Annotated in this window: 27 protein-coding genes; 16 read left to right on the top strand and 11 right to left on the bottom strand. The window is 73.9% G+C overall.

The annotated features are described in order from the left end of the window. The first annotated feature begins 107 nt into the window (after positions 1 to 107). Positions 108 to 1,418 (top strand): hypothetical protein, encoded by a 1,311-nt coding sequence (locus tag HCJ93_RS01595; protein ID WP_240967384.1) that lies wholly within the window; start codon positions 108 to 110, stop codon positions 1,416 to 1,418. 547 nt (positions 1,419 to 1,965) lie between these two features. Here the strand turns inward: HCJ93_RS01595 and HCJ93_RS01590 are convergent. Then, positions 1,966 to 3,357 carry a hypothetical protein gene (locus tag HCJ93_RS01590; RefSeq protein WP_167990346.1) on the bottom strand — a complete coding sequence of 464 codons (1,392 nt, stop codon included), beginning with the start codon at positions 3,355 to 3,357 and terminating at the stop codon, positions 1,966 to 1,968. 323 nt (positions 3,358 to 3,680) lie between these two features. On the opposite strand from HCJ93_RS01590, the gene HCJ93_RS01585 reads away from it, so the two are divergent. From HCJ93_RS01585 to tgmB, 3 genes are all read left to right on the top strand, one after another. Then, a complete protein-coding gene (locus HCJ93_RS01585) occupies positions 3,681 to 4,007 on the top strand; it encodes a DUF1232 domain-containing protein (RefSeq protein ID WP_167990344.1) in 327 nt (108 codons plus the stop codon). Positions 4,008 to 4,127: 120 nt separating this feature from the next. Then, the gene (tgmA, locus tag HCJ93_RS01580) at positions 4,128 to 4,319 is read left to right on the top strand and encodes a putative ATP-grasp-modified RiPP (RefSeq protein ID WP_167990342.1); all 192 of its coding nucleotides are present in this window, start codon (positions 4,128 to 4,130) and stop codon (positions 4,317 to 4,319) included. A gap of 16 nt (positions 4,320 to 4,335) precedes the next feature. Beyond that, entirely contained in the window at positions 4,336 to 5,319 is a 984-nt protein-coding gene (gene tgmB / locus HCJ93_RS01575) for an ATP-grasp ribosomal peptide maturase (protein ID WP_167990341.1), read from the top strand. 59 nt (positions 5,320 to 5,378) lie between these two features. On the opposite strand, the gene HCJ93_RS01570 is transcribed toward tgmB, so the two are convergent. Both HCJ93_RS01570 and HCJ93_RS01565 read right to left on the bottom strand, forming a co-directional pair. Next, positions 5,379 to 5,585, bottom strand: a complete 207-nt coding sequence (locus tag HCJ93_RS01570; RefSeq protein WP_167990339.1) for a hypothetical protein — start codon at positions 5,583 to 5,585, stop codon at positions 5,379 to 5,381. Between the two features lie 185 nt (positions 5,586 to 5,770). After that, positions 5,771 to 6,028: a DUF5133 domain-containing protein gene (locus HCJ93_RS01565; RefSeq protein WP_167990337.1), complete on the bottom strand. Its 258-nt coding sequence runs from the start codon at positions 6,026 to 6,028 to the stop codon at positions 5,771 to 5,773. A gap of 247 nt (positions 6,029 to 6,275) precedes the next feature. On the opposite strand from HCJ93_RS01565, the gene HCJ93_RS01560 reads away from it, so the two are divergent. From HCJ93_RS01560 to HCJ93_RS01545, 4 genes are all read left to right on the top strand, one after another. Then, a complete protein-coding gene (locus HCJ93_RS01560; RefSeq protein WP_167990335.1) occupies positions 6,276 to 6,689 on the top strand; it encodes a VOC family protein in 414 nt (137 codons plus the stop codon). A 155-nt stretch (positions 6,690 to 6,844) separates the two neighbouring features. Continuing rightward, complete coding sequence (locus HCJ93_RS01555) at positions 6,845 to 7,732, top strand: Gfo/Idh/MocA family protein (RefSeq protein WP_167990334.1); 888 nt, start codon at positions 6,845 to 6,847, stop codon at positions 7,730 to 7,732. Between the two features lie 320 nt (positions 7,733 to 8,052). Beyond that, on the top strand, positions 8,053 to 9,258 hold the full coding sequence (locus HCJ93_RS01550) for a glycoside hydrolase family 64 protein (protein ID WP_167990332.1): 1,206 nt from the start codon (positions 8,053 to 8,055) through the stop codon (positions 9,256 to 9,258). Between the two features lie 91 nt (positions 9,259 to 9,349). Continuing rightward, entirely contained in the window at positions 9,350 to 10,456 is a 1,107-nt protein-coding gene (locus tag HCJ93_RS01545; protein ID WP_373563541.1) for a PP2C family protein-serine/threonine phosphatase, read from the top strand. Between the two features lie 55 nt (positions 10,457 to 10,511). Here the strand turns inward: HCJ93_RS01545 and HCJ93_RS01540 are convergent, their stop codons facing one another. Further along, positions 10,512 to 10,748: a chaplin gene (locus tag HCJ93_RS01540; RefSeq protein ID WP_167990331.1), complete on the bottom strand. Its 237-nt coding sequence runs from the start codon at positions 10,746 to 10,748 to the stop codon at positions 10,512 to 10,514. 314 nt (positions 10,749 to 11,062) lie between these two features. On the opposite strand from HCJ93_RS01540, the gene HCJ93_RS01535 reads away from it, so the two are divergent. Further along, positions 11,063 to 11,269, top strand: a complete 207-nt coding sequence (locus HCJ93_RS01535) for a hypothetical protein (RefSeq protein WP_167990329.1) — start codon at positions 11,063 to 11,065, stop codon at positions 11,267 to 11,269. 142 nt (positions 11,270 to 11,411) lie between these two features. Here the strand turns inward: HCJ93_RS01535 and HCJ93_RS01530 are convergent, their stop codons facing one another. The 3 genes from HCJ93_RS01530 to HCJ93_RS01520 all read right to left on the bottom strand — a co-directional run bounded on the left by HCJ93_RS01530 (position 11,412) and on the right by HCJ93_RS01520 (position 14,393). Next, positions 11,412 to 11,903: a DUF5709 domain-containing protein gene (locus HCJ93_RS01530; RefSeq protein WP_167990328.1), complete on the bottom strand. Its 492-nt coding sequence runs from the start codon at positions 11,901 to 11,903 to the stop codon at positions 11,412 to 11,414. 91 nt (positions 11,904 to 11,994) lie between these two features. Further along, complete coding sequence (locus HCJ93_RS01525; protein WP_167990326.1) at positions 11,995 to 13,482, bottom strand: hypothetical protein; 1,488 nt, start codon at positions 13,480 to 13,482, stop codon at positions 11,995 to 11,997. A 167-nt stretch (positions 13,483 to 13,649) separates the two neighbouring features. Next, complete coding sequence (locus tag HCJ93_RS01520) at positions 13,650 to 14,393, bottom strand: HAD family hydrolase (RefSeq protein WP_167990324.1); 744 nt, start codon at positions 14,391 to 14,393, stop codon at positions 13,650 to 13,652. 82 nt (positions 14,394 to 14,475) lie between these two features. Here HCJ93_RS01520 and HCJ93_RS01515 point away from each other — a divergent pair, with 82 nt between their 5' ends. Then, complete coding sequence (locus HCJ93_RS01515; protein WP_167990322.1) at positions 14,476 to 15,138, top strand: nucleoside/nucleotide kinase family protein; 663 nt, start codon at positions 14,476 to 14,478, stop codon at positions 15,136 to 15,138. A 105-nt stretch (positions 15,139 to 15,243) separates the two neighbouring features. After that, entirely contained in the window at positions 15,244 to 16,851 is a 1,608-nt protein-coding gene (locus tag HCJ93_RS01510; protein ID WP_167990321.1) for an ArnT family glycosyltransferase, read from the top strand. Here HCJ93_RS01510 and HCJ93_RS01505 read toward each other — a convergent pair. Together HCJ93_RS01505 and HCJ93_RS01500 are read right to left on the bottom strand one after the other, a co-directional pair. Continuing rightward, on the bottom strand, positions 16,839 to 17,303 hold the full coding sequence (locus HCJ93_RS01505; protein ID WP_167990314.1) for a DUF3662 domain-containing protein: 465 nt from the start codon (positions 17,301 to 17,303) through the stop codon (positions 16,839 to 16,841). The genes HCJ93_RS01510 and HCJ93_RS01505 overlap by 13 nt on opposite strands. An 83-nt stretch (positions 17,304 to 17,386) precedes the next feature. Then, positions 17,387 to 17,560 carry a hypothetical protein gene (locus tag HCJ93_RS01500; protein WP_167990313.1) on the bottom strand — a complete coding sequence of 58 codons (174 nt, stop codon included), beginning with the start codon at positions 17,558 to 17,560 and terminating at the stop codon, positions 17,387 to 17,389. 197 nt (positions 17,561 to 17,757) lie between these two features. Here HCJ93_RS01500 and HCJ93_RS01495 point away from each other — a divergent pair, with 197 nt between their 5' ends. From HCJ93_RS01495 to HCJ93_RS01485, 3 genes are all read left to right on the top strand, one after another. Then, a complete protein-coding gene (locus tag HCJ93_RS01495; protein WP_167990311.1) occupies positions 17,758 to 18,675 on the top strand; it encodes a MurR/RpiR family transcriptional regulator in 918 nt (305 codons plus the stop codon). A gap of 358 nt (positions 18,676 to 19,033) precedes the next feature. Continuing rightward, positions 19,034 to 19,402, top strand: a complete 369-nt coding sequence (locus HCJ93_RS01490) for a hypothetical protein (RefSeq protein WP_167990309.1) — start codon at positions 19,034 to 19,036, stop codon at positions 19,400 to 19,402. 132 nt (positions 19,403 to 19,534) lie between these two features. After that, complete coding sequence (locus tag HCJ93_RS01485; RefSeq protein ID WP_167990399.1) at positions 19,535 to 21,910, top strand: SpoIIE family protein phosphatase; 2,376 nt, start codon at positions 19,535 to 19,537, stop codon at positions 21,908 to 21,910. A gap of 46 nt (positions 21,911 to 21,956) precedes the next feature. Here the strand turns inward: HCJ93_RS01485 and HCJ93_RS01480 are convergent, their stop codons facing one another. Together HCJ93_RS01480 and HCJ93_RS01475 are read right to left on the bottom strand one after the other, a co-directional pair. Continuing rightward, positions 21,957 to 22,631, bottom strand: a complete 675-nt coding sequence (locus HCJ93_RS01480; RefSeq protein WP_167990308.1) for a peptidoglycan-binding domain-containing protein — start codon at positions 22,629 to 22,631, stop codon at positions 21,957 to 21,959. Positions 22,632 to 22,775: 144 nt separating this feature from the next. Next, positions 22,776 to 23,606, bottom strand: coding sequence for an ATP-grasp domain-containing protein (locus HCJ93_RS01475; RefSeq protein ID WP_167990306.1), 831 nt, complete (start codon positions 23,604 to 23,606; stop codon positions 22,776 to 22,778). Positions 23,607 to 23,741: 135 nt separating this feature from the next. On the opposite strand from HCJ93_RS01475, the gene HCJ93_RS01470 reads away from it, so the two are divergent. Continuing rightward, positions 23,742 to 24,473, top strand: a complete 732-nt coding sequence (locus tag HCJ93_RS01470) for a TetR family transcriptional regulator (RefSeq protein WP_167990305.1) — start codon at positions 23,742 to 23,744, stop codon at positions 24,471 to 24,473. A gap of 258 nt (positions 24,474 to 24,731) precedes the next feature. Further along, a complete protein-coding gene (locus HCJ93_RS01465) occupies positions 24,732 to 25,145 on the top strand; it encodes a Zn-ribbon domain-containing OB-fold protein (RefSeq protein ID WP_167990303.1) in 414 nt (137 codons plus the stop codon). Positions 25,146 to 25,189 lie beyond the last annotated feature (44 nt).

Genomic DNA, 25,189 nt, shown 5'->3' with positions numbered 1-25,189 from the left:
TGGGCAGGCGTGACGCGGCTGCGCCGTCCGGCGGAGCCCGCCCTCCGGCCGCCCGACGGCGGCGACGATACTGGCAGGAGCACGTGCCCCCGCTCACATCTGGATCCATGCAGACCACGCCCACAGTCCGCCGTACCGTTCCGCCGACCGTCTGGCTGACCTGCGGCCGCCATGCCGGAGACAGCGCGGAGGAGCTCCTCAGGCGCTCGCTGCGCCGCCACAAGGACAGCCGCCGCATCGACGACTATCTGGAGATCACCGACTCCGGATCGCCCGAGAAGGTCTTCGAGGCCCGGACGCGCGTCGCCGGCGGCGTCACCGTGCGGGCGCGGCTGAGCCTCGCCCCCGCCACGCAGCACGGCCAGGACTGGACGCTGGTCGCGGAGGCCGAGCAGCCCTGGGACCAGTCGTGGCCGTCCCCGGCTGGGATGTTCTGGCCGCAGGACCCGGACGCGGACTGGCGTCTGGACGCGTCGACGGGGCTGCGAGTGGGCGCCCTCAACCCGCTGCCCGAGGAGGACAAGGCCGTCCGCCGGCGGCTGCGCGCCTGCGCGCGGGACACCTGGCGGCTGCACGTCGTGGTGCACGAGGCGATGACCACCGACGAGCGCGGCCAGGTGCCGCTGGCGCACTGGCTGCCGCCGGGGCTGCGCGACCGGGTCGTGGAGCACCGCGCCGCCCCGCACCAGCACCGCGTGCTGAACTGGGCGCTGCGCGAGTTCCACGCAGAGGTGCCGCGCGGCGGCGCGGTGCTGCTGCCCGGCCGCCCGGCGCCGGAGGGCTACCAGGCCGACGCCTTCGCGGTGCGCGCGGTGTTCCTGGACGGCAGTGAACCGGTCGAACTCGTCGACGCGGTGCGGCGCTTCGACGCGCTGCCGCGCCCGCTGCCGGACGGCGCACTCGACGAGCTGACCGCGCTTCGGGAGGACTGGCACCTGCTCACCCTGGAGGAGGAACTCGCCCGCGAACGGGCCCTGGTGAAGATGTACGCCGAGGCCTTGGAGGCCATGACCAGGTCACGCGACCTGTACCGCGAAGCGGCCGAACGCGCCCACGAGGCCCTGGCCGCCTACCGCGACTCCGCCGTCCCCTCCCCCGGCCCCCGCCCCCTGCTTCCCGGCCCGGCCTCCCCGCTCCGCGCCCTCACCCGCCGACTGGAACGCCTCAAGGTCACCCCGCGGGTTCGCCGGGGCGCCCCCGCCGCAAGGACCGAGACCCCGCAGGCGCCACCGGCCGGCGGGACTGACGACACGCCGGCCGAGCCGGCCCCGGCCGCCGCGGAGCAGCGGACGGTGGCCGACACCCCGGCACCGGGCACGGAGACGTCGGGCCCGGAGGACGAGGTGTCGGCTCCGGGCACGGAGAAGGCCGGCAGGGCGGACGGCGCGCAGGAGCGGGCGGCACCGGCACGCCGCTAGCGGCGCCGCTTGCCGCCGGGCCCGGAGGCCGGGGGCGCACTCGCCCCGCGCACCCTGCACATACCGGGCCGGCCCCACGTCAGGACGGCGCCGCTCGCGTCGATTCCGCCCTGCGTCCGCGGCACGCGCCCGGACGGAGGCCCCTGCCGCACTCGTCCCCCGAGCCCGCGGCCGGTCACGCGGCCGGCCCGGACGCGGTCGCCCCCGCGCCTTCGGTGCGGGAGCCGACGGACACCTTCGGTGCGGGAGCCGACGGCGCCATGCGCGGTGTCCGGCACGCGTCACGTCAAGCGGCTCGCCGAGGCCGTGCCGGTTCCGGCGCCCGACGCCCGCGCGGTTCCCGGAGGCTTGCCCCGCAAGTCCGACAGGCACCCGGTCGCCGTGCGGGCCGGTGCGGACGTCCCGCCACGGCCGACGTCGACGAGCCGGCAGCCCTCCGACCGGCGATTTCCGGTCACGCCCGTTCGCTACCGCCGCTCCCCCGCCCCGACGCCGCGGGGGCCGGAACCGCGTGGGAGCGGTTCCGGCCCCGGGGACGGCGGGGCGGTCACTCCGCCGGGTGGTGGGGGTCCGGCGGAGGCCAGGCCGCGGTCCAGCGGCGGGGCGGGAACGGGGAGGCGACCCGGACCACGAGAGCGGCCAGGGCGAGCAGCGCCGCGGTGACGGCGGCGGCGCTGGCCAGCCACGGCGGGGCGAGCGCCAGGTCGACCGCCCGGGAGAGCACCGCCGACGGAAGGGTGGCCCCGTAGACGTGGGCTCCGGCGAGGACCGCAGGCACCGCGAAGGCGGCCACCAGCACCAGGACTCCGGGACGCACCACCAGGATCAGGGCGAGCACGGTGCACAGCACCGACAGGCCGACGGCCAGGGCGTGCAGCCGGAGTGACGTGCCGTCGTGGTGCAGCGGGAAGTGCGCCACCGCGCACAGCGCGAGAATCGCCGCGGCGAGCCAGCTGGACCAGACGAGAGACCTGAAGACCGGCTCCGGGGGCCGGCCCGGGTCGGCGGCCGGGCGGGCGCGGCCCTGCGGGTGGCGCCCGTAGCGGGCGAAGGGCCGGCCGGGGCGGGTGCGGCGCGGGCGGCGGCCGTCGCGCGGACCGCGGCGGGGGCGTCCGCTCGGCCGGGTCTCCGGCGGTGCCGTGCGGACGGCGGAGCGGGGGCGCGGCCGGTGCCGTTCCGGCCGCGGTGCCTCGGGCTCCGGCGCCGCGGGGTGCGCGACGGCCGGTCCGGGGGCGGGCGGCCGGGGCAGAGGCTCGGCCTCGAGCCGGTCGATGAGGTCGATCAGCTCGTCCACGGAGCGCCCGGTGGCCGCGGCACGCAGCACCTCCTCGCGGCAGTGCGCGGCCAGCGGCTCGGCGTGCAGCAGGGCCACAAGGCGGGTGACGTCCTCCACGGGCCGGTGTGCGGCGGCGGCGCGGATCGCCTCGTCCGCGCAGTCCGGATCGCGCGGGGGCCGGGTCAGCAGGGCGACCAGACGGGTGACGTCCTCCACGGAGCGGACGACACCTGCGGCGCGCAGCGCCTCGATCACGGACCGGGAGTGTTCGGGTGAGCGTTCGAGCGTGGTGATGAGGTCGACGACCTCCTCCAGGGGCCGGTCCGAGACGGCCACATGCACCAGATCGGCGACCGGGTCGCACTGAGCCGGCCTCGCCGCCCGCTCCGCGTCCGGGTCGGTGAGGTCGAGCCGGTCGTCCGGGTCGGCCGGATCCAGGGGGTCGACGAGGTTGACGGTGGCGACCGGATCCCGCGGGCCCGTGGCGTTCTCGTCCGCGGCGGTGGCGACCGGCGGGACGGCCGTGGCCGCGGCGGGGCCGGGCGGCGGGTCCGGACGGTGGGTGCCGGAGGCGACGCTCGTCGCATCGGCCGGCGGGGAGGCGACCGGATCGCCGGGTATGGCCGGGTCGTTGGAGGGGGGTGACGAAGAGAAGGTGGTCATGCTCGGCTCCATGGGGATGGCTCGGGCCGCTCCCACGCCCCCCGGACGTGCGACGAGCGACGCTACGTGGATCATTACTAGGCGCACTGCTGCGGGCCTGCCACTTGGATGAGCCACCGGGATGACCTGCGGTGATCGGTGTTGCGTCAGGGGCGCCCCGGGAAGCGGGAGACGTCCCCACGACGGCCGGTACCGGCCGTCATACCGGCGCCGAAAACGGGAATCCGCTCGGTGTGACCCGTGTCGGCGCCGTGAAACCGGTGCCCGCGGTGTGAAGCTCGTGCCTGGCGTCCCGGACTCCTTCAGAAGGGGGTGGTCAGCCGGTGGAGACGACCACGGTGGTGCTGGTCGCGGTGGCGGTCCTGACGGCCCTGCTGCTCGTCGGCGCCGTGGCCGTCCTCGTGCGACTGGTGCGCACGAGGCGGGAGTTGGCCCGGGCCGGTCTGCCCACCGGGCCGCGCTGGGTCTTCTGGGGCGCGATCCTGTATCTGGTGCTGCCCGCGGACCTGCTGCCCGACCCCGTCTACCTGGACGACATGGGCGTGCTGCTGCTCGCCCTGCGCTCGCTCAGGGGTGCGGCGGGCGCCCGGTCCTCCGGCCTGAAGGCTCCGGGACCGGACCGCCGCCCCGCCGATGACTACGCTCCGTGAGGAAACCAACCACCCGTTCGATTCGTATAAGTCTCTGGAAGCCAAAAGAAGTCGGCGGACCAGGCGGCGGCGTGCGGGTGGCCGACGCTCGGTCGGCGCAGCACCGACGAGGGAGACACGATGCAACCGTTCGCGCTCAACTATGCACGTCCGGCACCGGAGTTGGCCGTCACCACTCCGTATGTGTACGACTCCGGACTGCAGTTGAACGTTCTCGTCGACGGCCGTGTCGCGGCCTCCGACCACGGGTTGTTGCGGGAGGTGGGGACCACGACGTCCACCGCCGGCTCGAAGACCCACTTCGACGACTGACAGCGGACCGTAGACGATGACCGTGCTCATCCTCACCTGTGAGGAGGATGTGACCGCCGACATGGTGGTCGTGCACCTCCACGACGCCGGGGTGCCGGTGGTGCGCCTCGATCCGGCCGATCTGACCGTGGGTGTCTCACTGTCCGGCGAATTCGTCCACGGCCGCTTCCGCGGCCATCTGTCCGCGGGGGGACGGCTGGTGAGTCTCGGCGGGCTGCGGTCGGTGTGGGTGCGCCGCCCCGGTGTGCCCGCCCAGCGGGCACAGCACGCCTCGGCGTGGCTCACGGAGGAGGCCTCGCAGGCGCTCTACGGCATGCTGCGCGGTTCGCATGCACGCTGGATGAACCATCCGGACGCCGCGCGCCGGGCGCGGCACAAGCCGTGGCAGCTGAGGCTGGCACAGCAGTGCGGGCTGCCGGTGCCGGCCACGGTGATCACCACCTTTCCGCGTGCCGCCCGGGAGTTCGCCGAGCGCTACCCGGATCTGGTGGTCAAACCGGTCTCCGGGGCGCATCCGCAGGATCCGCCGCGGGCGGTGCCGACGAGCAGGGTGGCGCCGGACACGGACTTCTCGGCCGTGGCGTTCGGCCCGACGCTGCTGCAGCGGCGGATCGCCAAGCGGGCGGACGTCCGGCTCACGGTGGTCGGCGAGGAGCTGCTGGCGGCCCGCAAGGCGGCGGCCCCGGACGCGGATCCGCAGGAGGTCGACGTGCGGTTCGCGGCGCCCGGGTCGCCCTGGGAGCCGGTCGAGGTGCCGCCGCGCACCGCCGAGACGGTTCTGCGGTACATGCGCGGGGCCGAACTGGCGTACGGGGCCTTCGACTTCGTCGAGGACGCGGACGGGGTGTGGTGGTTCCTTGAGTGCAACCAGTCGGGGCAGTTCGGCTTCGTGGAGGTGGAGACGGGCCAGCCGATCGCCCGCACCATCGCCGAGTGGCTGGGCCGCCCCGTCCCCGAGGAGAGACGGGAGGCGGACGAGCCGGACGTGCGGGCCTGCTGAGGGGCCCGTGGGGCGGCGGATGCGGGCGCGTCCTCGCGGGGCGGACGCGGCCGGCGCGGTCAGGCCGGGCGGGGGCCCGGCATGAGGGCGGTGCGCTGCCAGCCGTTGCCGGGGGAACCGGCGGGGCGGTCGGGACCGGGGGACTGCAGGGGTCGCATGACCAGCTCCAGTTCCCTGCTCACGCGTTCGGCCTCGCGGCGGACCTCGGCGGGTACATCGCCGCACTCCGCGATGAGTCGGTCGTAGATGGGGGAATCCTGGAACACCCGTCGACGTACCTTTCTGCTCGGCGGCTCCGGTGCGGAGACACGAGTGCCGAGTCTAAGCGGCGCCGTACCGGGCGGCGGCATTTTCCCCGTTCGTACCACGGGCCCGGGTGGAGGCGCGAGAATCACGCGCGCCTCCACCCGGGCCCGTGCCGTTGTGCGCCCCTGCGCCGGGGCCGGCCGCGTCAGACGGCCAGGGACAGCCCGCTGTCGCCGTCCGGGTCGGCGGTCCGAGTGGCCGCCGGACGTCCCTGCGCGAGCAGGGCGTCCGCCCGGGCGATGGCGTCCTCGATGCCGGAGGTGCCCATCATCACGCAGAGCGTGTAGCTGACGTCCTCCAGCTCGCGTTCCGCCACCGGCGAATGCCTCTGAGCCTGTGCGATCCGCAGCGTCGCGTACTTCGTCAGCAGCTCTCTCACGACCTTCGGGTCCGGTACGAGCACGAAGCGCCCCTCTCTGGTTTTTCACTGCGCGTACCCGAACCCGCCGAAACCATTCACCTCTTTGACTCACGTAACAGGAATTGACGGGAATCCTTCGCCCCCGGCGGGCCGCCCGGCAGCAGAAGCCGAACGCGGGGCCGGCGGAACGCGGAGGGATCCGCTCCGTCCCGGCCGGCCGGAGGCGGGGGCCCCGGGGCCGGGCTACGCTGCGCGCAAGAGCATACGTGCGCCATTTTCGGGAGGTTTCATGTCCTCGCGCCTCAACCCTTACCTCAGCTTCGACGGCGACGCCCGGCAGGCGATGGAGTACTACCAGGACGTCTTCGGCGGGGAGCTGCACCTGAACACCTATGGCAGCATCGCCCAGTCCGGTCCCGAGTACGCTGACAAGATCATGCACGGGATGCTGGAGACGCCCTCCGGGTTCACCCTGATGGGCGCGGACCACCCGCCCGGCATGGAGTTCAAGCCGGGCAACACCTGCTCGGTGAGCCTCAGCGGCGACGACGAGGACGAGCTGCGCGGCTACTGGGAGAAGCTGTCCAGCGGCAGTCAGGTGTCCGTGCCGCTGGAACGGCAGATGTGGGGGGACGTGTTCGGAATGTGCACCGACCGGTTCGGGGTCTCCTGGATGGTCGACATCGGCACCTCCCAGGGCTGACCCCCACCCGGGCGCTCCGCTCCGCCGTCCGGTGTGCCACCCTCGGCCACGACGGGCCGTCGGCGGCAGACCGGACGGCGGCGTGGGCCATGGACGTGCGAACACCCCGGGTGCCGGCGACGGCGCACGGCACCGGGACGGCGGGAGGCGGCGGTATGCGGATCGGACTGCTCGGCACGGGACCCTGGGCGAAGGTGGCGCACGCCCCCGCGCTGCACGAGCACGAGGAGCTGGACTTCGCCGGAGTGTGGGGCCGCCGTCCGGAGGCGGCCGGGGAACTGGCCGGCGCCTACGGCATCCGGGCCTACGACGATGTGGACGCCCTGCTCGCCGACGTGGACGCGGTCGCGGTGGCGCTGCCGCCCCAGGTGCAGGGCGAGCTGGCCGCGCGGGCCGCCCGGGCGGGCTGCCATCTGCTGCTCGACAAGCCGCTGGCGCTGACGGTCGAGCAGGGGCGCGAGGTGGTGGCGGCCGCCGAGCGGTCGCAGGTGGCGTCGGTGGTCTTCTTCACCACCCGGTTCCAGCCCGAGGCGGAGGCCTGGATCTTTGAACAGGAGCGCGCGGGCGGCTGGTTCACCGCGCGGGCCGAGTGGCTGGGCTCCGTCTTCACCGCCGACGACAACCCGTTCGCGGCCTCCCCGTGGCGGCAGGAGAAGGGCGCCCTGTGGGACGTGGGCCCGCACGCCCTGTCCGTGCTGCTGCCGGTGCTCGGCGATGTGCGCCAGGTGCAGGCGGCGGCGCACGGTCCCGGTGACACCGTGCACCTGGTGCTGAACCACACGGGCGGCGCGTCGAGCACGCTCACCCTGAGCCTCACCGCCCCGCCGGCCGCGGCGGGCGCCCACGTGGAGCTGCGCGGCTCCGCCGGTGTCACCTCGCTGCCCGAGGCGCGGCAGCCGGCCGTCCCCTCGCTCGTCCGCGCCGCGGACGCCCTGCTCACCGCCGCCCGCACCGGCCGGCCGCACCCCTGCGACGCGGCCTTCGCGCTGCGGGTGACGGAGATCCTGGGCGAGGCGGAGGAGCTGTTGTCCGGCGCCCGGTGAGGGCCGCGGACGCGGGTGCCGGCCCGGAGCGGCCGCCGGGAGCGTTCTCCGGCGGCCGCTTCGTCGTTCCCGGCGGCGGCACGGGGCCGTCCCCGAGCCCCGTCGCAGACGCGAAGCGCTTAACGGAGCCTTAAGAGCCCGTTAAGCGCGACTGAGTTGCTGTCAGGGCATCACGTCCGCGCAGGTCAGAGCGAGTTGAGGACAAGTCGGACGCGTTGGCGGGCACCGTCGAGGTCCGTACCATCGGGGCCGCGTGTTCACCGTCGTTCGCGGTGAGAGCGCTCTCAGTGCCCGCACGAGTACTTCGGGAGACCCCCCACATGACTCCTCGACACCAGCGAAAGCTCGGCCGCCGCAAGCTGCTCTTCGCCCTCGGAGGCGCCGCCGTCGCGGTGCCCGCGGCCGCCGCGCTCGCCCCGCACGCGCTCGCGGGCTCCTCCGGTGAGCAGAAGGCCTCCCCCAAGGCCGACGGCACGCTGCCGCTCACCGTCGTCAACAACACCGGCTCGTTCGACAACGGCAGCATCCACCTCTACGTGGTCGGCAACCAGGACGGCCGGCAGGTGCGCCTCACCCCCGACGGCACCCTGGCCCCCGTCTCCCTCTCGGACAACGGCCCGGACGGCTTCACGGACTACGCGATCAGCCTCGCCGGCTCCGGCGAGACCGAGCTGAACCTGCCGCACATGTCCGGCCGCATCTACGTGGCCCTCGGCGAGAAGCTGAAGCTCAAGGCGGTGGCCGACGGCAACGGCGACGCGGCGCTGCAGTTCCCGGCCGGCTGGGTCGAGTCCGACCCCAACTTCGGGGTGCTGCACGACTGTGCGGAGTTCACCTTCAACTCCTCCGGCATGTTCTGCAACACCACGATGGTCGACATGTTCAGCGTGCCGCTGAGCCTCAGGCTCACCGGCGCCGACGACCAGACGACCGGCACCGTGCGCGAGGGCGGCAGGGCCGCCGCGTTCGAGGCGATGCGCAACGACGAGGTGTTCTCCAGGCTCGTCGTGGACGACAAGCGGATCATCGCCCCCGGTCACGGCCTGGACGCCGGTCTGTTCCCGAAGGACTACCTCGCCCCGTACATCGACGAGGTGTGGAGCACGTACACCGGCCGGGACCTGAAGGTCACCACCAACGCGGGCACCTTCACCGGCCGGGTGCGCGGCGACCGGTTCACCTTCGACGGGCCGGCCCAGGTGTCCTTCGGCAAGCCCTCCACCCGGGACGTACTGTTCTGCGACGGCGCCCTCGCCGCCCCCAACGACGGCACCACCGGTCCGGTCGCCGCGGTGCTCGGGGCCGCCTTCAACCGCACCACGCTGCTCAGCCACCCCGAGCAGCCGACCACCGAGCCCGGCGAGTTCTACCGGACCGAGCTCACCAACCACTACGCCAGGGCCATGCACGAGGCCACCGAGGACGGCAGGGCGTACGGCTTCGCCTTCGACGACGTCGCCGACTTCGCCTCCTTCATCCAGGACGCTGCGCCCACCGGCCTGCGGCTGACGCTGACCGCGTTCTGAGTCCCCCGCTCCGGCCCCGCCCGGCGTGTGCGCCCGCTCCCGGAACGGCCTCCGGGGTGCGCGGCGGGCCCGCGCGTAGCAGCGTGGGGGTGTGAACGGAGTGCGGGCCGGGCCGCCGCGCCGGGACCGGGAACTGCGCAGCTATCTGCGGGGCGCGCCGCCGCCCGGCTGGGCCCGGTTCCTGCCGGGCGGGCTGCTGGCGGCCGTCGCGGTGGCGGCGGCCGCCAGCCCCGACCCGGTCGACATCGGTTTCGTGCTGGGCGCCGTGCCGCCGCTCGCGGTGCTGGTGCACGGGCCGCTGATGACGGGGGTGCTCGGCGGGCTGTGCGTGCTGCTGCTGGGTGCGCCCGGTTTCCGGCTGGCCGATGTGGGCAGCACGGATCTGCTGACCATCGCCTTCGTCGCCGCGCTGAGCGTGCTGCTGTCGTTCGTGCGCAGCCGCCGGGACGCCGAGCTGATCACCGAGCGGGCGGTGGCGCACGCCGTCCAGCAGGCGGTGGTGCCGCCGCTGCCGGAACGAGTGGGGTCGGTGCGCTGCGCCGGGCTGTACCGGGCGGCGCAGCGCGGGACGCTGGTCGGCGGCGACTTCTTCGACGTGCGGACCGGTCCCTACGGGGTGCGGGCGGTCATGGGGGACGTGCAGGGGCACGGGCTCTCGGCGGTCGCCACGGTGGCGTCGCTGCTCGGCGCGTTCCGGGAGGCGGTGCTGGACGAGCCCGACCCCGAGGCGGTCGCCGCCCGGCTGGACCGGCGGCTGATGGTGGACGCGGGGGGAGATCCGCACGCCGAGCTGTTCGCGACCGCCGTCCTGATGGACTTCACCGGCGACGGGCGGGCGGTGCGGATCGTGGCCTGCGGGCAGCCGGGCCCGCTGCTGCTGCGGGACGGACGGGTCGAGGAGATCGAGGTCGAGCCGGGGGTGCCGCTGGGTCTGGGCCTGGCCGAGGTGACGCCGCCCTCGCTCACCTCGCTGGCGCTGCGGCCGGGCGACCGGCTGTTCCTCGCCTCCGACGGGGTGTTCGAGGCGCGCGGCGCCGACGGGTCGTTCTACCCCCTGGCCGAACGGCTCGCGGCGCTCGCCCACGAGGACCCGGGCGTGCTGACCGAGCGGGTGTGGGCGGATCTGGTGGAGCACTGCCCCGAGGTGCAGGACGACGTCACGATGCTGGTGCTGCTGCCGTGGGCCGGAGACGGCTGACGGCGCCACCGGGCACCCGCGGTGGTCCGCGGAGCCGGGGGCGCCGTCCGAGCGGTCAGTTGCTGTTGACGCAGACGTTGCCGGACTGCGAGGTCAGCAGGTTCACCAGACCGATGGAGTTCCCGCAGGCGTTGACGTCCACGTCGATCGGGACCTGGACGACATTGCCGGACAGGACGCCGGGACTGTTGGCGGCGGCACCGACGGGGCCGTCGGCCGCTACTGCCGTGCCGGCGGTTGCCAGCAGGGCCACGCTCGCCAGGCCGGCCGCGGTCAGCAGACGTATACGCATGGGTAACTCCTGTCGTACGCAGAGACGTGTATGTCCACAACGGGACGTGTGCCTTCACCTTCACGGCGATCTCCGCGACGCGACATCCCGGCGCGTCCGATCGGGGTCCCGGACTGGTCCGTACAGGTTTCCCGAGGGCCGGGAGAGGTACCCCGGAGCGGTGGAGGAGCGGCCCTTCAGCGCCGCGGGCGCGCCGTCACGGCGGTGCTCCGGGCTCCTCCGGATGCACGGCGGGCTCCGGCGTTGAATGGTGAGATATCGGACCCGATGACCGCACCGGGGCCGCAACAGGATCCGGACCCTAGGAGCACATGATGTCGACGTCCCAGCCCGACGCGTCCCGGCAGTCCGAGGAGAGCACCACCCCGGACCGCCTGCTCCACGCCCGCACCGGCACCGATGTGTCGCCGGAGGACATCGTCCTCGCCGCGGGCAAGGACCTCACCCCGCAGAATCTCGAATGGGCCAAGCAGAAGCTGGACCGGGAAGGCCCTGCCGCCCTGGACAAGATGCTCCCCTGAGGCGCCGCCCCCGCTCCCGCCGCGTACGGCCGACGACCGGGCCGGCGGCCCCGCGCCATGGCGACCGGGCCGGTGCGGCGTGCACCGGCCCGGTCGCCTCGTGCGGGTCCGCGGTCTTGTCCTGGGCCACGCCCGTCGTGGATCAGACCCCGCCCCGCCGCTCGTCGGGCAGCTCGGTCTCGTCGGGCACGACGTGCACGGCTGCCTCCTCCGCACTCGCGGCGCCCGCGTCGATGCCCACGTCGTCGGCGACGCTCTCCGCGGTGACGTCGTCGTGGGCGCCCTCGTCCGGGGCGACGAGGCGTCCTGCGCGCTCGTCCCCGGCCTCCGGGTCGACCACCTCGCCGTCGCCGCCGGGCAGGTCCCCCACCCCGTCGCCGGCCGGTCCCGATGTGTCGGGCTCCTCCTGGGCGAGCCGCTGGTCGAGGGTCTCCCCTTCGTGCTGCTCGGCGGCCGTCGTGCCGTGCTTGGTGACGCCGAGCGGCTTCTCGGGCGGTGAGTAGCCCTCGTCGAGGGTGTCGTCGTAGGTCCGCTCGTCGACGGCGTCCTGCAGGTCGAGCGGTGCGGCGTCGGCCTGCTCCTCGTTGCTGCCGGTGGGCTGGTAGGCGTCGTCGCCCATCGGTTCCGTGCTCATGTCGTCCTCCACTCGCGGCCTCTCGCGGCTCGCCACGTCCCGCTCGCAGGGGCCGGGCGGCGCCAGATCCGCGTTTCCCGAAACGGGCTCCCTAACCCCGTGACCAGCGCGGGGCGACACGGGCGGTGAGATCGCCGACCGGGGTCGCGGGCCAGGAGCGGGCGTAGCCGGGCGGGGTGGCGCCGGGGCCGGTGAGGTGGGCGACGGGGATGCTGTCGGCGGTGCGCAGGATCTCGGCGACGGTGGTGTTCTCGTTGTGCCCGGCGGTCGCGCCGGAGGAGCAGCCGGTGTAGTAGCCGATGGGGATGGCCTGGTGGCCGGTGATCAGGCAGGGCGGGCGGACGCCGAGGTCGTGCAGCCGGTCGGCGGTGCGCGCCCAGTCGCGGCGGCTGTCGTGGTTGCGGTCCACGGCGGCGATCAGGACGGTCAGCTGCACCGCGAGATGACCGGCGAGCGCCAGCGCGACGGCCGCCGTGACGATCCTGCGCCGGCCGCCGGGACGGATCAGGTGCCACAGCGCGTCGGCGACGGGGAGGGCGAGCAGAGCGTAGGCGGGCTGCAGGAAGCGGGGTGCCGCGTACCCGATCATGAACAGGTAGGGGAAGGCGACGGCCGCGGCGCACACCAGCGGCACCAGGGTGGGCAGGGTGCGCCGGTGGCGGACGGCGACGACCAGGGCGAGCACGGCGAGCAGCGGCAGGGCGAACCACCACAGGGTGACCACCAGGGGTGCCATCTCCCCGGTGCAGGGCCGGCACAGGGCGCGCCCGCCGAGGCTGCGCAGCTGGTCGTCGACGGCGAAGTGCCAGCCGAGCCCGCCCTGGATACGGGAGGCCTCGGTCAGCCGTGCCGCCAGGCCGCCGTGCCAGGCGTAGGCCTCGATCACCCAGGGGACGGCGCCCGCCGCGACGCCGGCGGCGAGGGCGGGCAGGGCGCGCCGGCGGCGGGTCGCAAGGGCGAGGACCACGAGCGGGACCGTGACGTGGACGGCGTCGGTGGGCCGCATCCAGGCCATCAGGGCGGCGCCCGCGAACACGCCCCACAGCGCGCCGGGCGCGCCGCTGCCGTCCCGGTGGCGCAGGAAGCAGCCGACGGTGATCAGGGCGCCGACCGCGACCCAGTAGTTGGGCATGGCCTGCGGCCCGTAGAAGAGCGTGATCCACAGGGTGGCGAAGAAGGCCCCGCCGGTGACCAGGACCCGCGTCGGGAACAGGCCGCGCCAGCAGCGCAGGGCGAGGTGGAGAGCGAGGCCGGACAGCAGGGCGAGGTAGATCCGCAGCAGGGCGGTGGAGTCGGTCCAGGAGGCGACGGGCGCGACCAGCAGGGAGACGCCGCGTGAGCGGGGGGCGCTGAAGAAGGCCGCCGGGTGGTGGGAGGTGACCTGGCTGACGTAGACGATCTCGTCCCAGCCGAGTCCCAGCGTGGGGCGGACGAGGACGAGCTGGGCGAGGGTGAACAGGCCGGCCACCAGGGCGAGCGGGCGGGTGCCGCGCATCCGGTTCCGGCGGGGCCGGCCCGGTCCCGCCGGCTGTTCGCGTCGCCGCTGGCCCACGAGGAGGGCTCCGCTGCCCTGGGTCATCGTCCACCTCTCCGGTCCGGCTTCCGCCGGATCACCTCTCCGACCGTCACGCCGTCGGAACATCCGAAAAACGGAAAACGTGGACAAACTATCCCGATGAGTGGGGCAGGGCCGGGCACAACACGGCCGACTGCCGTCGCCCTTCCGGTCCGTGACCGGCCGTCAGCTCAGGTCGCTCCCGGCTCCAGCAGCTCGGCGAGGTCGGTGACGACCCGGTCGGCGCCATGGGCGTACAGCGCGTCGCGCCGGCCGGTCCGGTCCACGCCGACGACATAGCCGAAGCGGCCGGCGCGGCCGGCGTCCATGCCGGAGAGGGCGTCCTCGAACACGGCGGCGCGGGCCGGCTCGACGCCCAGTTCGCGGGCGGCGGCGAGGAAGGTGTCGGGGCTCGGCTTGCCGGCCAGGCCGCGTTCGGCGGCGATCACACCGTCGATCCGGACGTCGAACAGCTCTTCGGCGCCGATGGCACGCAGCACGTCCCGGCAGTTGGCGCTGGCGGACACGATCGCGGTGCGCAGGCCGCGGGCGCGGACCCGGTCGATGTAGCGCAGGGTGCCCTCGTACGCCTGCACGCCCCCGCTGCGGATCATCGCCAGCAGCAGCTCGTTCTTGCGGTTGCCCAGGCCGTGCACGGTCAGCGCGTCGGGCGGGTCGGCGGGCGTGCCCTCGGGGAGCCGGATGCCGCGGGAGGCGAGGAAGGTGCGGACTCCGTCGGCGCGGGGGCGGCCGTCGACATACTCGCCGTAGTCGGTGTCGTCGAAGGGGCGGAAGCCCTCGCCCTCGCGCTCGCGCAGGAAGGCGTCGAAGGTCTCCTTCCAGGCGGCGGCGTGCACGACCGCGGTCTTGGTGACGACGCCGTCGAGGTCGAAGAGGCAGGCGAGGATGGTGTCGGGCAGGCCCAGATCCGTCATACCGGCCACTGTTCCCCACCGCACCGGTGTCTTCCCCCGCAGTCCCGGATGCCGGGGCCCTCCGGGTGACACACTCTGCTGTGTGGCGCTGACCTTCGACGACCTCATCGACCGTGCCCGCGCCCTCCCCCGGGACGGGCGGCGTGCGATCCTCGGCATCGCCGGAAGCCCGGGCTCCGGCAAGTCCACCCTCGCGGAGCGTCTGGTGCGAACCCTGAACGAGGGCCGCGAGCCGTGGGTCGCGCACGTCCCGATGGACGGCTTCCATCTCGCCGACGCGGAGCTGGAGCGACTGGGGCGCCGGAACCGCAAGGGCGCCCCCGACACCTTCGACGCGGCCGGCTACGCCGCCCTGCTGACCCGCATCCGGCAGGAGCCGTACGAGGAGGTCGTGTACGCACCGGGCTTCGAGCGGGTCCTGGAGCAGCCGGTCGCGGGCGCCGTGCCGGTGCCGCCGCGGGCCCGGCTGGTGGTGACCGAGGGGAACTACCTGCTGCTGGGAAAGGGGGCCTGGGCGCGGGTGCGGGCCTGCCTCGACGAGGTGTGGTTCTGCGCGCTGGACGAGTCGGAGCGGCTGCGCCGGCTGATCGCCCGCCACGAGGAGTTCGGCAAGACGCACGAGGAGGCGGTGGCCTGGGTGATGCGCAGCGACCAGCGCAACGCCGAGCTGGTCGCCGCGACCCGCCACCGCGCCGACCTGATCGTGCCGATGGCCGCCCTGGACGGCTCGGGATCCTCGCCGTGATCCGTGAACCCGCCCTGCCGGCGCCCGAGGTGAGCGGGCGTCCGGCGGTGCGGGATGTGCCGGGTGGCCGCCGGACGGGTGGGGCCGGTGGGAGAGTAGCGCCTCATGAGGCGTCTCGGTCTTCGGAGTCGGGTGGTTCCGGTCCTGGTGGTGCTGCTGCTCGGGCAGATGCTCGTCGCCATGGTGACCGCCGCCGTGCGGCAGACGCCCACGATCGACGAGCCGGTCTATGCGGGCGCCGCCACCGTGTACCTGAAGGAGCACAGCCTGCGGTTCAACCCCGAGCATCCGCCCCTGGGGAAGCTGGTGATCGCCGCGGGGGTCGCCGTCGCGCAGCCGCGGCTCGACCCCGGATTCGACGGTGACCAGACGCGGTTGGGGCGCCGTCTGCTGTACGAGTCGGGCAATGATCCCTGGCGGGTGATGCTGTGGGCCAGGCTGCCGGTGATCGCGCTGACCCTGGCGTTCGCGGCGGTGGTGTTCCTCTTCGCCCGTGAACTGGCCGGAACGGCGGGCGGGCTGACGGCGCTGGCACTGTACTGTTTCTCCCCCGATGTGATCGCGCACGGTTCGCTGGCCACGCTGGACGTGCCCGCCGCCGGGTTCCTGCTGACGGCGGTGTGGCTGCTGTGGCGGGCGCGGCGACGCCCCGGGCGGTGGCTGCCGTGGGCCGGGGTGGCGCTCGGTGCGGCCCTGGCGACCAGAATGAGCACGCTGCCCGCGGTGCCCGTGCTGCTGGCGCTGTCCGGTGTGCCGGTGTGGTGCGCGTCCAAGGGCGCCTGGCGCCGCAGGGCGGCGCGGGCGTGCGCGGGGGCCGCCGCGGTGGGGCTGGTGGCGGTCGCCGTCGTGTGGGTGACGTATCTGCTGGTCGACCCGCGGCTGCGGTGGAATCCGCAGCAGCATGTGCCGGAGGTGCACGGACTGCGGGGACTGATGGTGGAGCTGATGCCGTTCCCGGAGCCGTACCGGGACGGCATGCGCATCCAGTTCGGCTTCGAGAACCTCCCCTGGGAGGGGTTCCTGTTCGGCCGGCTCTACACCGGCTCGCTCTGGTACTACCTGCCCGCCGCGCTGCTGGTGAAGACGCCGCTCGGGATGCTGGCGCTGTGGGCGGCCGGTGCCGTGACGCTGCTCGCGGTGCGGCGGCTGCGTCCGGCCGCGCCCTGTCTGCTGGCGGCTCCCGCGGTGCTGCTGCCGGCCGCCATGCAGGGGTCACGCAACTTCGGTACCCGGTACGCCCTGTTCCTGCCGCTCTTCCTGGCGGTGGCGGCGGGCTGTGTCCTGGTGCTGCGGCACCGGTGGGTCCGGATCGCCACCGGGGCGCTGGTGGTCTTCGTGGCGGTGAGTTCGCTGCGCACCTTCCCCTTCTATCTGCCGTACGCCAACGAGGCGTTCGGCGGACCGGCACACACCCGCCGGCATCTGCACGACTCCAACGTGGACTGGGGCCAGGACCTCGGCCGCCTCGCCGAACGACTGCGCGAGCGCTACCGCGGCGAGCGGATCTGGCTGGTCTACAAGGGCAGCGGTGTGCCGTCGTACTACGGGATACGGGCCGCCGACCCGCGCAAGGCTCCGCCCGAGCGGGTGCACGGGGTGCTGGCGGTCTCCGACTCGGCGGCGGCGAAGGCGACCGGACGGCTGGCCCGGCTGCTGGAGAGCAGCCGTCCGGTCGAGGACGTCGGCCACTCGATCACGATCTACCGGCGGTGAGCGGTGAGCGCCGCCCCGTGCCCCTCGGGAGCGCCGGCCCCGCGTCGCCGCCCCGCCCGCTGGAACGCGGCGGCGCTGACGTGCCGCATGACGCTGCTCGACACACGGTGACCGCCGTCGGGCAGGTCGCGGGTGCGCACCACGTGCACGGTGAGCGGGCCCGCCCACTCGTACCCCTTCTGTGCGGCGTGCCGGGCCAGGTGGTCGGTGAGCACCTGCCCCACGCCGCCGGCCCGGCGGCCCGGCTCCTCGTGGAGCGGGGCGGCCAGTTCCACCTCGTAGGCGTTGGGCACCATCACCCGGCCGCCCGGTGAGACCACGGCGTTGCTGTCGCACTCGTGCCGCAGCGCCTCCACCAGTCCGACCGGTTCGCGCTCGCGGCCCGGCAGCCTCGCCCGCACCGCCTCCCACCGGTTCTCCAGGACCTGCTCCAGCGCGCTCAGGGCGCTCATCGGGGTTCACCTGCCGTCGCGTCGTCGGGGTACGGGCCGTGCCATGGGTGCCGCGGACTCGGCGCCGCGGACGGAATGACAGCTCAGCGGTCCTCGAAGTCGTCGGGGCGGATCTGTGCCTCCTCCAGCGCCTCGCGCAGGGTGCGGCCGGTCCCGCCGGCGTCCTGTTCGTGGTTCCTGGCCCGCTCCGTGTCCGGCGCCTGTCCGGCGTCGTCGGGGGTGCGGGTCTTCGGCCGGCTCTCCTCGGGGACGGTCATCCCGGTCGCTCCTTCGGTGCGGTGTGCGGCGTTCTGCGGCTGCAACCGGGCCTCGCGGCCCTGCGCCGGTGGCCGGGTTCCCGCCGGAGCCGGGGATATCCCCGCCGATGCATGCCGGATACGCAGCGGTGGGACGGCTGGTCGCCACGGTGAGTGAGCTATGTTGAACTCTCGTGGGAGACGAAGGAGGCGCACCGGTGCCATCGCCGCAGCAGGCACGCGCACAGGCATCCGCGATCACCTCGGGGAAGGCGGGCCAGGACACGGAGGTGTCCCCGACTTCCCAGCTCCGTGCGCTGTTCGACCGGCCGCGGCTCTCCCCCGGTCAGCGGCGCATCGCCCAGTACCTCATCGAGCACATCACCGAGGCGGCGTTCCTGTCGATCACGGACCTCGCGGACCGGGTCGGGGTCAGCCAGCCGTCGGTGACGCGGTTCGCCTCCGCCGTCGGTTTCAGCGGCTACCCCGCACTGCGGGAGAAGCTCCAGTCGATCGCTCTCGGCACGTTCGCCGGCGGCGCGGCCGAGGAGAACCGGGCCAACGAGCTGCAGGCGGCGGTCGACGCGGAGATCGAGAACCTGGAGAACCTGCGGCGCGACTTCGCCGACGCGGACCGGGTCATCGAGGTCGGCAGGCAGCTGTCGCAGTCGACCCCGCTGACCGTGCTCGGCCTGCGCATCTCCGTCTCCCTGGCCGAGTACTTCGCCTACGCGGCCCGGCGCATCCATCCGGATGTGCGGCTGGTGACACTGGGCGGCAGCGTCGCCTACGACGCGCTGCTGCAGTCGCGGGAGGCGGGCGGCACCTGGGTGCTGGCGTTCTCCATGCCGCGGCACGCGCACGAGACGCTCACGGCGGTGCAGGTGGCGCGCCGGGCGGGCCTGAAGGTCGCGCTGATCACCGACCTGGCCCTCGGGCCGATCGCGGACGAGGCCGACGTCACCTTCGCCACGGGCACCGGGTCGCGGCTGGTGTTCGACTCGTACGCGGCGCCGGGCGTGATGTGCGCGGCCCTGCTCCAGGCCATGACCGACGCGGATCCGGAGCGTACCCAGGCCCGCCTGGAGGAGTACGAGCAGGTCGCCGACCAGCACCAGTTCTTCATCCGGGACTGATCCCGGCCCGCGCCCGGAACGGAGCGGAAAACCAGGCTCCCCGGACTGCTTCCGGACCCGGGCCCTGACCCGTGTCACCCCTGCGGACAGCCATGAAGTGGACCATCCACTTCAAAGCGCGCATGAATGTTTTCATACGTCTTGCAAAGCGGACGGCATATATAAATACTGCTCACGGATCGCGGCCCAGCCGCGCGAGACACCCGAAGCCGCCGGCTCCTACCCGCTCCGGCGGGCGAGGGTGTCCGGTCGGGCATTCCCTGTCCGGCCGCCTGTGGCGGCCCCGGTCATCCCCTAGGCCGGGGCCGCCCCAACCCGTCGTCCACCCAACGACGCCGCACACCCGGAAGCGATAGACATGCCCGTGACGTCCACGCGAGTCAGCCCCGACTGGCCCTGCCAGGTCAAGATGCCCGGCAGCTACGACTGGGAGCGCTCGGCAGCGAAGTGGCTGCGCGAGCTGGTGCCGGCTCGCTACGCGAGCTACCCCGCGTTCATCAGGAACCCCGTTCTCCTGGCCCGGCACGCCCAGCTCCAAGTCGAACAGGAGATCCGGGTGGCCCGCACCGCCCTGCAGACGGCCCGGGCCGACCTTCCCCGCATGGGCTTCCACGAGGGCGCCATCGAGCACACCATCAAGCTCTACGCCGCCGAGGTCATGCAGCTGCAGCACATCGCCCGCAGCGTCCGCGCCGTGACCCAGGCCCTGGTGGAGGCGGGCCGCTGACCTGCGTCCGGCCGCACACACCGCACCTCGGGCGGCCGCACCGCCCGCCACCTGCGTCTGATCACGGATCCTGGACACGCGGCAGTCATCGAACGGCCATTTGTGTGCCATGCTCGACCCGTGAGCGACCCCATGCCCCAGGTCGAGTCCGGAGCCGCACCCGACCTGGCGGAACTCGCCAGGGTCGTGGCGCGGCAGCGGGCCGAGATGGACCGCCTGCGCGAGCAGACGGCGACGTCAGGTGTCGTGGAACGCGCCAAGGGCGTGGTGATGGCCCTCACCGGCTGCTCCTCGGACGCCGCGGCAGAGACGCTGCTCCAGCGGGCCAAGGCCGCCCGCCGCTCGTTGCTCGAGGAGTGCTGGATCACGCTCGGGGAGGTGACCGCCACCTCGCCCGGCGGCACCGGCCCGGCCACCGCGGAGACCTACGACCGGCACGGCATGCCCGCCTCTCCCGCGGGCGACGAGCCGCCCGACGACGTCGCCGAGGCACTGAGCCGGCTCGGCCGGGCGCTGGTCCGGGTCGAGACCCCGCAGGATCTGGCCGACTGCCTGCTCGAGCACCTCGCGGCGGATCTGGGCGCCGACGCGGTGATGATCTACGTCCGCCGGCCCGCCGGCCACCTCGAGCTCCTCGGCCACGCCGGCATCGACGAGGCGCTGTCGGCCCGCTGGAACCAGGTGCCGCCGTTCAGCGGTGTCGCGCCGGTGCGGACGGTCGAGACCGGCCGGGCGCACTGGCTGGAGGACTTCACCGAGGACAGCAAGCGGTACGCGCTCATCGGCGAGCCGTCCAGCCGCTGGCGCTCCCGCGCCTGGCTGCCCGTGCCGCCGGGCGGGAACGCCGAGTACTGCATCGGTGTGCTGCGCGAGCGCGAGGAGCCGTTCACCCCGCGCGACCGCGCCCATCTGCGGGGCGTGGTGCGGCTGTGCGCGGGCCGGCTGCTCGCCCTCGCCACCCCGCGCGACCCGGCCGAGGGGCTCACCAGCGCCGTGACGGCGCTGTTCGAGGCGCTGCCGGTGCCCGCGATGCTGCTGACCCCGGTGCGCGGACCCGCCGGGGAGGTGGAGGACCTGCGGATCGACGCGGTGACCGCGCAGGCCGCGGGACTGCTGTGCGGCACCGGCGGCGAGCCCACCGGGCGGCGGCTGCGCGAGTACCGGGACGACCTGCCCGACGCGTCACTGTGGCCGGGGTGCCTGCGCGCGCTGGCCACCGGCGAGCCGTACGACGGCAAGCCCTTCGCGCACGAGGAACTGGTGGACGGTGTACCGGAACTGTCCACCTACTCGGTACGGGTGACCCGGCTCGGCGACGCCCTGCTGTTCACCTGGATCCGCCACGCCTCCTCCGACCGGCAGGAGCAGCGGCTGGCCGACCTGCAGCGGCTGGGCAGCCTGGGCTGGGCGCACTGGAACCTCACCACCTCGGCGGTGTCCTGGTCCTCGCAGGTCTTCACCATCCTCGACCGCGATCCCTCGCTCGGTCCCCTCCCGCTCGAGGACCTTCCCCCGCTCGCCCTGAACGGCGACCGGGCCAGGCTGGCCCGGGCCGTCGAGCGGCTGCTGCAGCAGGGCGAGTCCTTCGACGCCCCGTTCCGGGTCCGCACCCCGCGCGGACTGCGGCATCTGCGGCTGGTCGCCGAGGCGGTGCCCGGCATGGACGGCTCTCCCGTCGAGGTGCACGGCTTCGTGCAGGACGTCTCCGAACGGCGCCGCGCCGAACTCGCCCTGGTGGAGAGCGAACGGGCCATCCTCACCCAGCACGACGTGCTGCAGGCCGAACGCAGCCTGGTCGCCCATCTGCAGAACGCCCTGCTGCCGCTGCCCGGGCGGCCGGTCGGCATGTCCGGCCTGCATGTCGAGGTGGCCTACCTGCCCGCGCAGGCGGGCATCTCCGTGGGCGGCGACTGGTTCAGCGCCATAGAACTGCCCGACGGGGACGCGCTGTTCGTCATCGGCGACGTCGCCGGGCACGGTGTCGGCGCCGTAGCGAACATGGCGCAGCTGCGGTTCACCACCAAGGGCATGGTGATCACCGGCTCCTCCCTGACCGGTGCACTGGCCCGCCTCAACACCCTGCTGCTGCACTCCCGGGACAGCCACGGCACCGCCACCATGATCCTGGCCCGGTACCAGCCCGCCGACCGCACGCTGACCTGGGCCCAGGCCGGGCACACGCCGCCGCTGCTGCTGCGCGACGGGGAGGCGACCTATCTGCCCCGCCCCCGTGGCATGCTGCTCGGCGCCACCGCGGCACCGCCCTACGAGGAGGCACGCTTCCGGCTCCGGCCGGGCGACCGGTTGCTGCTGTACACGGACGGGCTGGTGGAGCGGCCCCCGGAGAACCTCGACAGGGGCCTGGACCGGCTCGCCCGCGCCGTGGCCTCCGACCTCGGGGACGAACCGGGGTCGCTGGGCCGCCTGCTCGACACGATGCTGCAGGACGAGCGCCGCGACGACGTCTGCGTCCTGGACATCCAGGTGCCGCACGAGCGGCACGGCTGAGCAGCGCGCCGGTTCCCTGCCGGTCGGTACGCCGGTCCCCCTGCCCTCACGCCGGGTCCCGGTACGGTGTGCCGGACCCGGCCGCGTAGGACGGTGTCCGCGACTCCAGCGCCCGGCGGGTGTCGTCGCCGTAGACGCCCTCCTCGTCGCCCTGGATGCCGTACCAGAGCTGGAACCGGGCGACGGCCGCGGTCAGCGTGGCGTCGTAGCGGCCGTGGGTGGCACCGTCGCGGTAGACGTCCGGGATGCGCAGCAGCCGCTGCTGCAGTTCCACCACCTCCGGGCCGGTGTCGCCCTCGCTGAGGAATCCGCTGGTGTCGCGCCGCGGCGGGGGCGGCGGGGACGGCTCGGGCGCGCCGGTGGCCGGGGGGACCGAAACCTCGGGGGCGGCACGGTCGCCGGTGTCCGGTCCGATGAGCAGGGCGGCCCCGCCGAAGCCGACGACGGCCGCGACCACCATGGCGGCCGGCACGAGCGCGGGCCGCCCCGCCAGCGGGGCGCGGCGACGCCCGCCGCCGGGTACGCAGGGCGGCAGCTCCTGGGTCTCCTCCTCTGATCCGGGCGGTGCCTCGGGCGGTGGCACCTGCTCGAAGCCGGCCTGGTCCTCCTCGAACTGCCGGAACAGTTCGGCGAGCGCGTCGGTGCGGCGCGGGCGCAGGACGCGGATGGGTTCGAGGGGCGGTCCGCCGTTCGACGGCCCCGGCTCGGACGGTGTCGTCACAGCTGCTCTCCTCCTCCCGTGGGCGGGCCGCCCCGCACGTCCGGGGAGGGCGGGCCGCCCGATGCGCAGATATACGCGCCGGGGGCCGCGAGGGTTCAGAAGGGGAGGGCGAGGCGGTGCCGGGCGGCAGCGGGGGAAGCGAGTTCAGCGGGCGCCGAGGAAGCGGTGCAGTGAGGCCGTCATGGCGGACACGAAGGCGTCCCGGCGCTGCTCGTCGAGGGCGTCGAGGGAGAGGTAGGGGTTGAGGTCCTCCAGCTCGACGAGGAGCAGCCCGCCGTCGGGTGCCCGGCAGGCGTCCACCCGCTGGATGCCGTGCTCGAGGGTGTTCCAGTCGATGAACCGCCGGGCGAACTCCAGGTCGGCCCGGGACGGTTCGTACGGGGTCAGCTGCCAGCGCCGGTCGGTGTCGGGGGCGTGGAGCGCGTACTGGAAGGCGTCGTCGACGAAGTAGAAGGAGACCTCGTAGGCGAAGTCGATGTGCGGCTGGACGAGGACGGTGCCGTCGACGAGCACGGGCACCTCGTCCGGCGGGACGACGCGCAGGCCGATGGAGTCGGCGCCGAGCCTGGGCTTGACGACATAGCGCTCGGCCGGGGGCAGGCGGTGCAGGTCCTCCGCCCGGTCGACGGTGGGTATGACCGGATGGCCCTCGGCGGTCAGGTCGAGCAGGTACTGTTTGCCTGCCATGTCGCCGCGGCCGGTGAGCGGGTTGTAGACGGGGGTGCCGGTGGCCGTGGCCCGGGCACGGAAGGCCTCGTACGCGTCGCGGTACTCCAGGACCGGGCCGCTGTTGCGGACCACCACCGCGTCGAACGCGTCGAGCAGCGCGGCGGCGTCCTTCGGATGGCACAGGGCCAGGTCGAAGCGGGTGCGCAGCCGCGAGGTCAGGAAGACGTCCTCGTCGCCGTAGCGGCGCCCGCGGGCCGGGTAGGCCAGGTCGGTCACGAACAGGACGCGGGGACGCTCGGACGGCATGCGGGCTCCTCGGCAGTGGTGGTCACACGATCCTATGAGCCCGTTGCGCCGGCCGGTCATCGCGGACAGCACTCAGTTCCGTGCCGAGTGTGCACTGAGTGCCATGTTCGGTTCTCAAATGCTACGTTCCCGTTCATGAGCTCCAGCAGTGCGGCTCCCGGCCGCGACGACAGGGCCGGCCGGCCGGGCAGGCCCCCGATGCGCGACGCGCTGATCGCGGCGGCGTTCCGGCTGTTCCTGGAGCGGGGCTACGAGGAGACGACCGTCGACGACATCGTGGCGCTCGCCGGGGTCGGACGCCGGTCGTTCTTCCGGTACTTCCCGTCCAAGGAGGACGTGGTCTTCCCGGACCACGAGCGCTGCCTCGCCGACATGACCGCCTTCCTCGAGGCGAGCACGGACGAGGACGATCCGGTGCGGCGGGTGTGCGACGCGGCCCGGCTGGTGCTGCGCATGTACGCCGAGAAGCCGGAGTTCTCCGTCCAGCGCTACCGGCTGACCAAGCGGGTTCCGGTGCTGCGCGCCTACGAGCTGTCGGTGGTCTGGCGCTATCAGCGCGCGCTCGCGGGGTATCTGCGCGAGCCTTTCGCCGGGCGGCGGGACGCCGGCCTGCGGGCCGATGTGATCGCGGCGGCGGTGGTGGCGGCGCACAACAACGCGCTGCGCGCCTGGCTGCGTTCGGACGGCAAGGGCGACGCGGAGGCCGCGGTGGACCACGCCCTGCGGCACGTCCAGGCCGCGTTCGGCGCGATGCCGGCACCCCCGGCGGGCGAGCTGCCCGAGGACGTGGTGGTGGTCGTCGCCCGGCGCGAGACGCCGCTGTGGCGGGTGGTGCAGGAGCTGGAGACGACCCTGGGACGCGGCTGAGCGCACAGCGTCGCCCCGTCCGTTCGCGCCGCGGGCGACCTCGTGCGGCACCCGATGGTGTGCCAGGCGACCTCCGTTCGCTCACCGGGGGCACCTCGTGTGGCGCCCGTTCGCGCAATTCAGGGTACGCAGTGCCTTTACGTGTGGCACTCAGTGCCATACTCTGTCGCTGTGCACGGTGGCACGGCGAGCCGCGCACACCCGTGTCCGGGCGACCGGACACCCGGGATTCCGGCCGAGTGCAGGGAGTTGACCAGCGTGTACCACCACTCAGGAAGCGTCGCTCAGCAGGCAGCCGGCTCCGCGACGGGCATCCTCGAAGCGCAGGGCCCGGAGTCGGAGGCCATCCTCTTCCAGCGCTGCACCTGGTGCGGCACCGCGATGTACCACCGGTTGCTGTGCCCCGTCTGCCAGGGCAGCGACCTGCGCACGGAGCGCAGCGAGGGCGTCGGCACGGTCCGCCACTCGACGGTGGTGCACCGCAACACCCCGGCCGCCCGCAACGTGTCGCTGATCGAGATGGCCGAGGGTTTCGTGGTGCGGGGACGGGTGATGGGCCCGCCCATCGGCATCCACAGCGGCGACCGGGTGCGGCTGTCCACCGCCAAGGACCCGGTGCGCGGCGAGCCGGTCTTCCAGCTGATCGACGAGCCCTACCGGGCGTGGACCTGACGGACCGCCAGGACGCGGCTCTGCGGGCCCCAGCGGTCGGCCAT

Source organism: Streptomyces composti (assembly GCF_012034205.1).
GTDB classification, from domain to species: Bacteria; Actinomycetota; Actinomycetes; order Streptomycetales; family Streptomycetaceae; genus Streptomyces; species Streptomyces composti.
Note: the sequence above shows the minus strand (reverse complement) of the source record. Positions and strands in the feature narration are given on the sequence as shown.

Bases quoted from the DNA above. Each gene is read 5' to 3' on its own strand.
- HCJ93_RS01520 (WP_167990324.1), bottom strand. From the start codon at position 14,393: ATGACGGATCTGGGCCTGCCCGACACCATCCTCGCCTGCCTCTTCGAC.
- HCJ93_RS01510 (WP_167990321.1), top strand. From the start codon at position 15,244: ATGAGGCGTCTCGGTCTTCGGAGTCGGGTGGTTCCGGTCCTGGTGGTG.
- HCJ93_RS01555 (WP_167990334.1), top strand. From the start codon at position 6,845: ATGCGGATCGGACTGCTCGGCACGGGACCCTGGGCGAAGGTGGCGCAC.
- HCJ93_RS01490 (WP_167990309.1), top strand. From the start codon at position 19,034: ATGCCCGTGACGTCCACGCGAGTCAGCCCCGACTGGCCCTGCCAGGTC.
- HCJ93_RS01505 (WP_167990314.1), bottom strand. From the start codon at position 17,303: ATGAGCGCCCTGAGCGCGCTGGAGCAGGTCCTGGAGAACCGGTGGGAG.
- HCJ93_RS01550 (WP_167990332.1), top strand. From the start codon at position 8,053: ATGACTCCTCGACACCAGCGAAAGCTCGGCCGCCGCAAGCTGCTCTTC.
- HCJ93_RS01500 (WP_167990313.1), bottom strand. From the start codon at position 17,560: ATGACCGTCCCCGAGGAGAGCCGGCCGAAGACCCGCACCCCCGACGAC.
- tgmA (WP_167990342.1), top strand. From the start codon at position 4,128: ATGCAACCGTTCGCGCTCAACTATGCACGTCCGGCACCGGAGTTGGCC.
- HCJ93_RS01485 (WP_167990399.1), top strand. From the start codon at position 19,535: ATGCCCCAGGTCGAGTCCGGAGCCGCACCCGACCTGGCGGAACTCGCC.
- HCJ93_RS01470 (WP_167990305.1), top strand. From the start codon at position 23,742: ATGAGCTCCAGCAGTGCGGCTCCCGGCCGCGACGACAGGGCCGGCCGG.
- HCJ93_RS01560 (WP_167990335.1), top strand. From the start codon at position 6,276: ATGTCCTCGCGCCTCAACCCTTACCTCAGCTTCGACGGCGACGCCCGG.
- HCJ93_RS01535 (WP_167990329.1), top strand. From the start codon at position 11,063: ATGTCGACGTCCCAGCCCGACGCGTCCCGGCAGTCCGAGGAGAGCACC.
- HCJ93_RS01525 (WP_167990326.1), bottom strand. From the start codon at position 13,482: ATGACCCAGGGCAGCGGAGCCCTCCTCGTGGGCCAGCGGCGACGCGAA.
- HCJ93_RS01530 (WP_167990328.1), bottom strand. From the start codon at position 11,903: ATGAGCACGGAACCGATGGGCGACGACGCCTACCAGCCCACCGGCAGC.
- HCJ93_RS01540 (WP_167990331.1), bottom strand. From the start codon at position 10,748: ATGCGTATACGTCTGCTGACCGCGGCCGGCCTGGCGAGCGTGGCCCTG.
- HCJ93_RS01595 (WP_240967384.1), top strand. From the start codon at position 108: ATGCAGACCACGCCCACAGTCCGCCGTACCGTTCCGCCGACCGTCTGG.
- HCJ93_RS01590 (WP_167990346.1), bottom strand. From the start codon at position 3,357: ATGACCACCTTCTCTTCGTCACCCCCCTCCAACGACCCGGCCATACCC.
- tgmB (WP_167990341.1), top strand. From the start codon at position 4,336: ATGACCGTGCTCATCCTCACCTGTGAGGAGGATGTGACCGCCGACATG.
- HCJ93_RS01475 (WP_167990306.1), bottom strand. From the start codon at position 23,606: ATGCCGTCCGAGCGTCCCCGCGTCCTGTTCGTGACCGACCTGGCCTAC.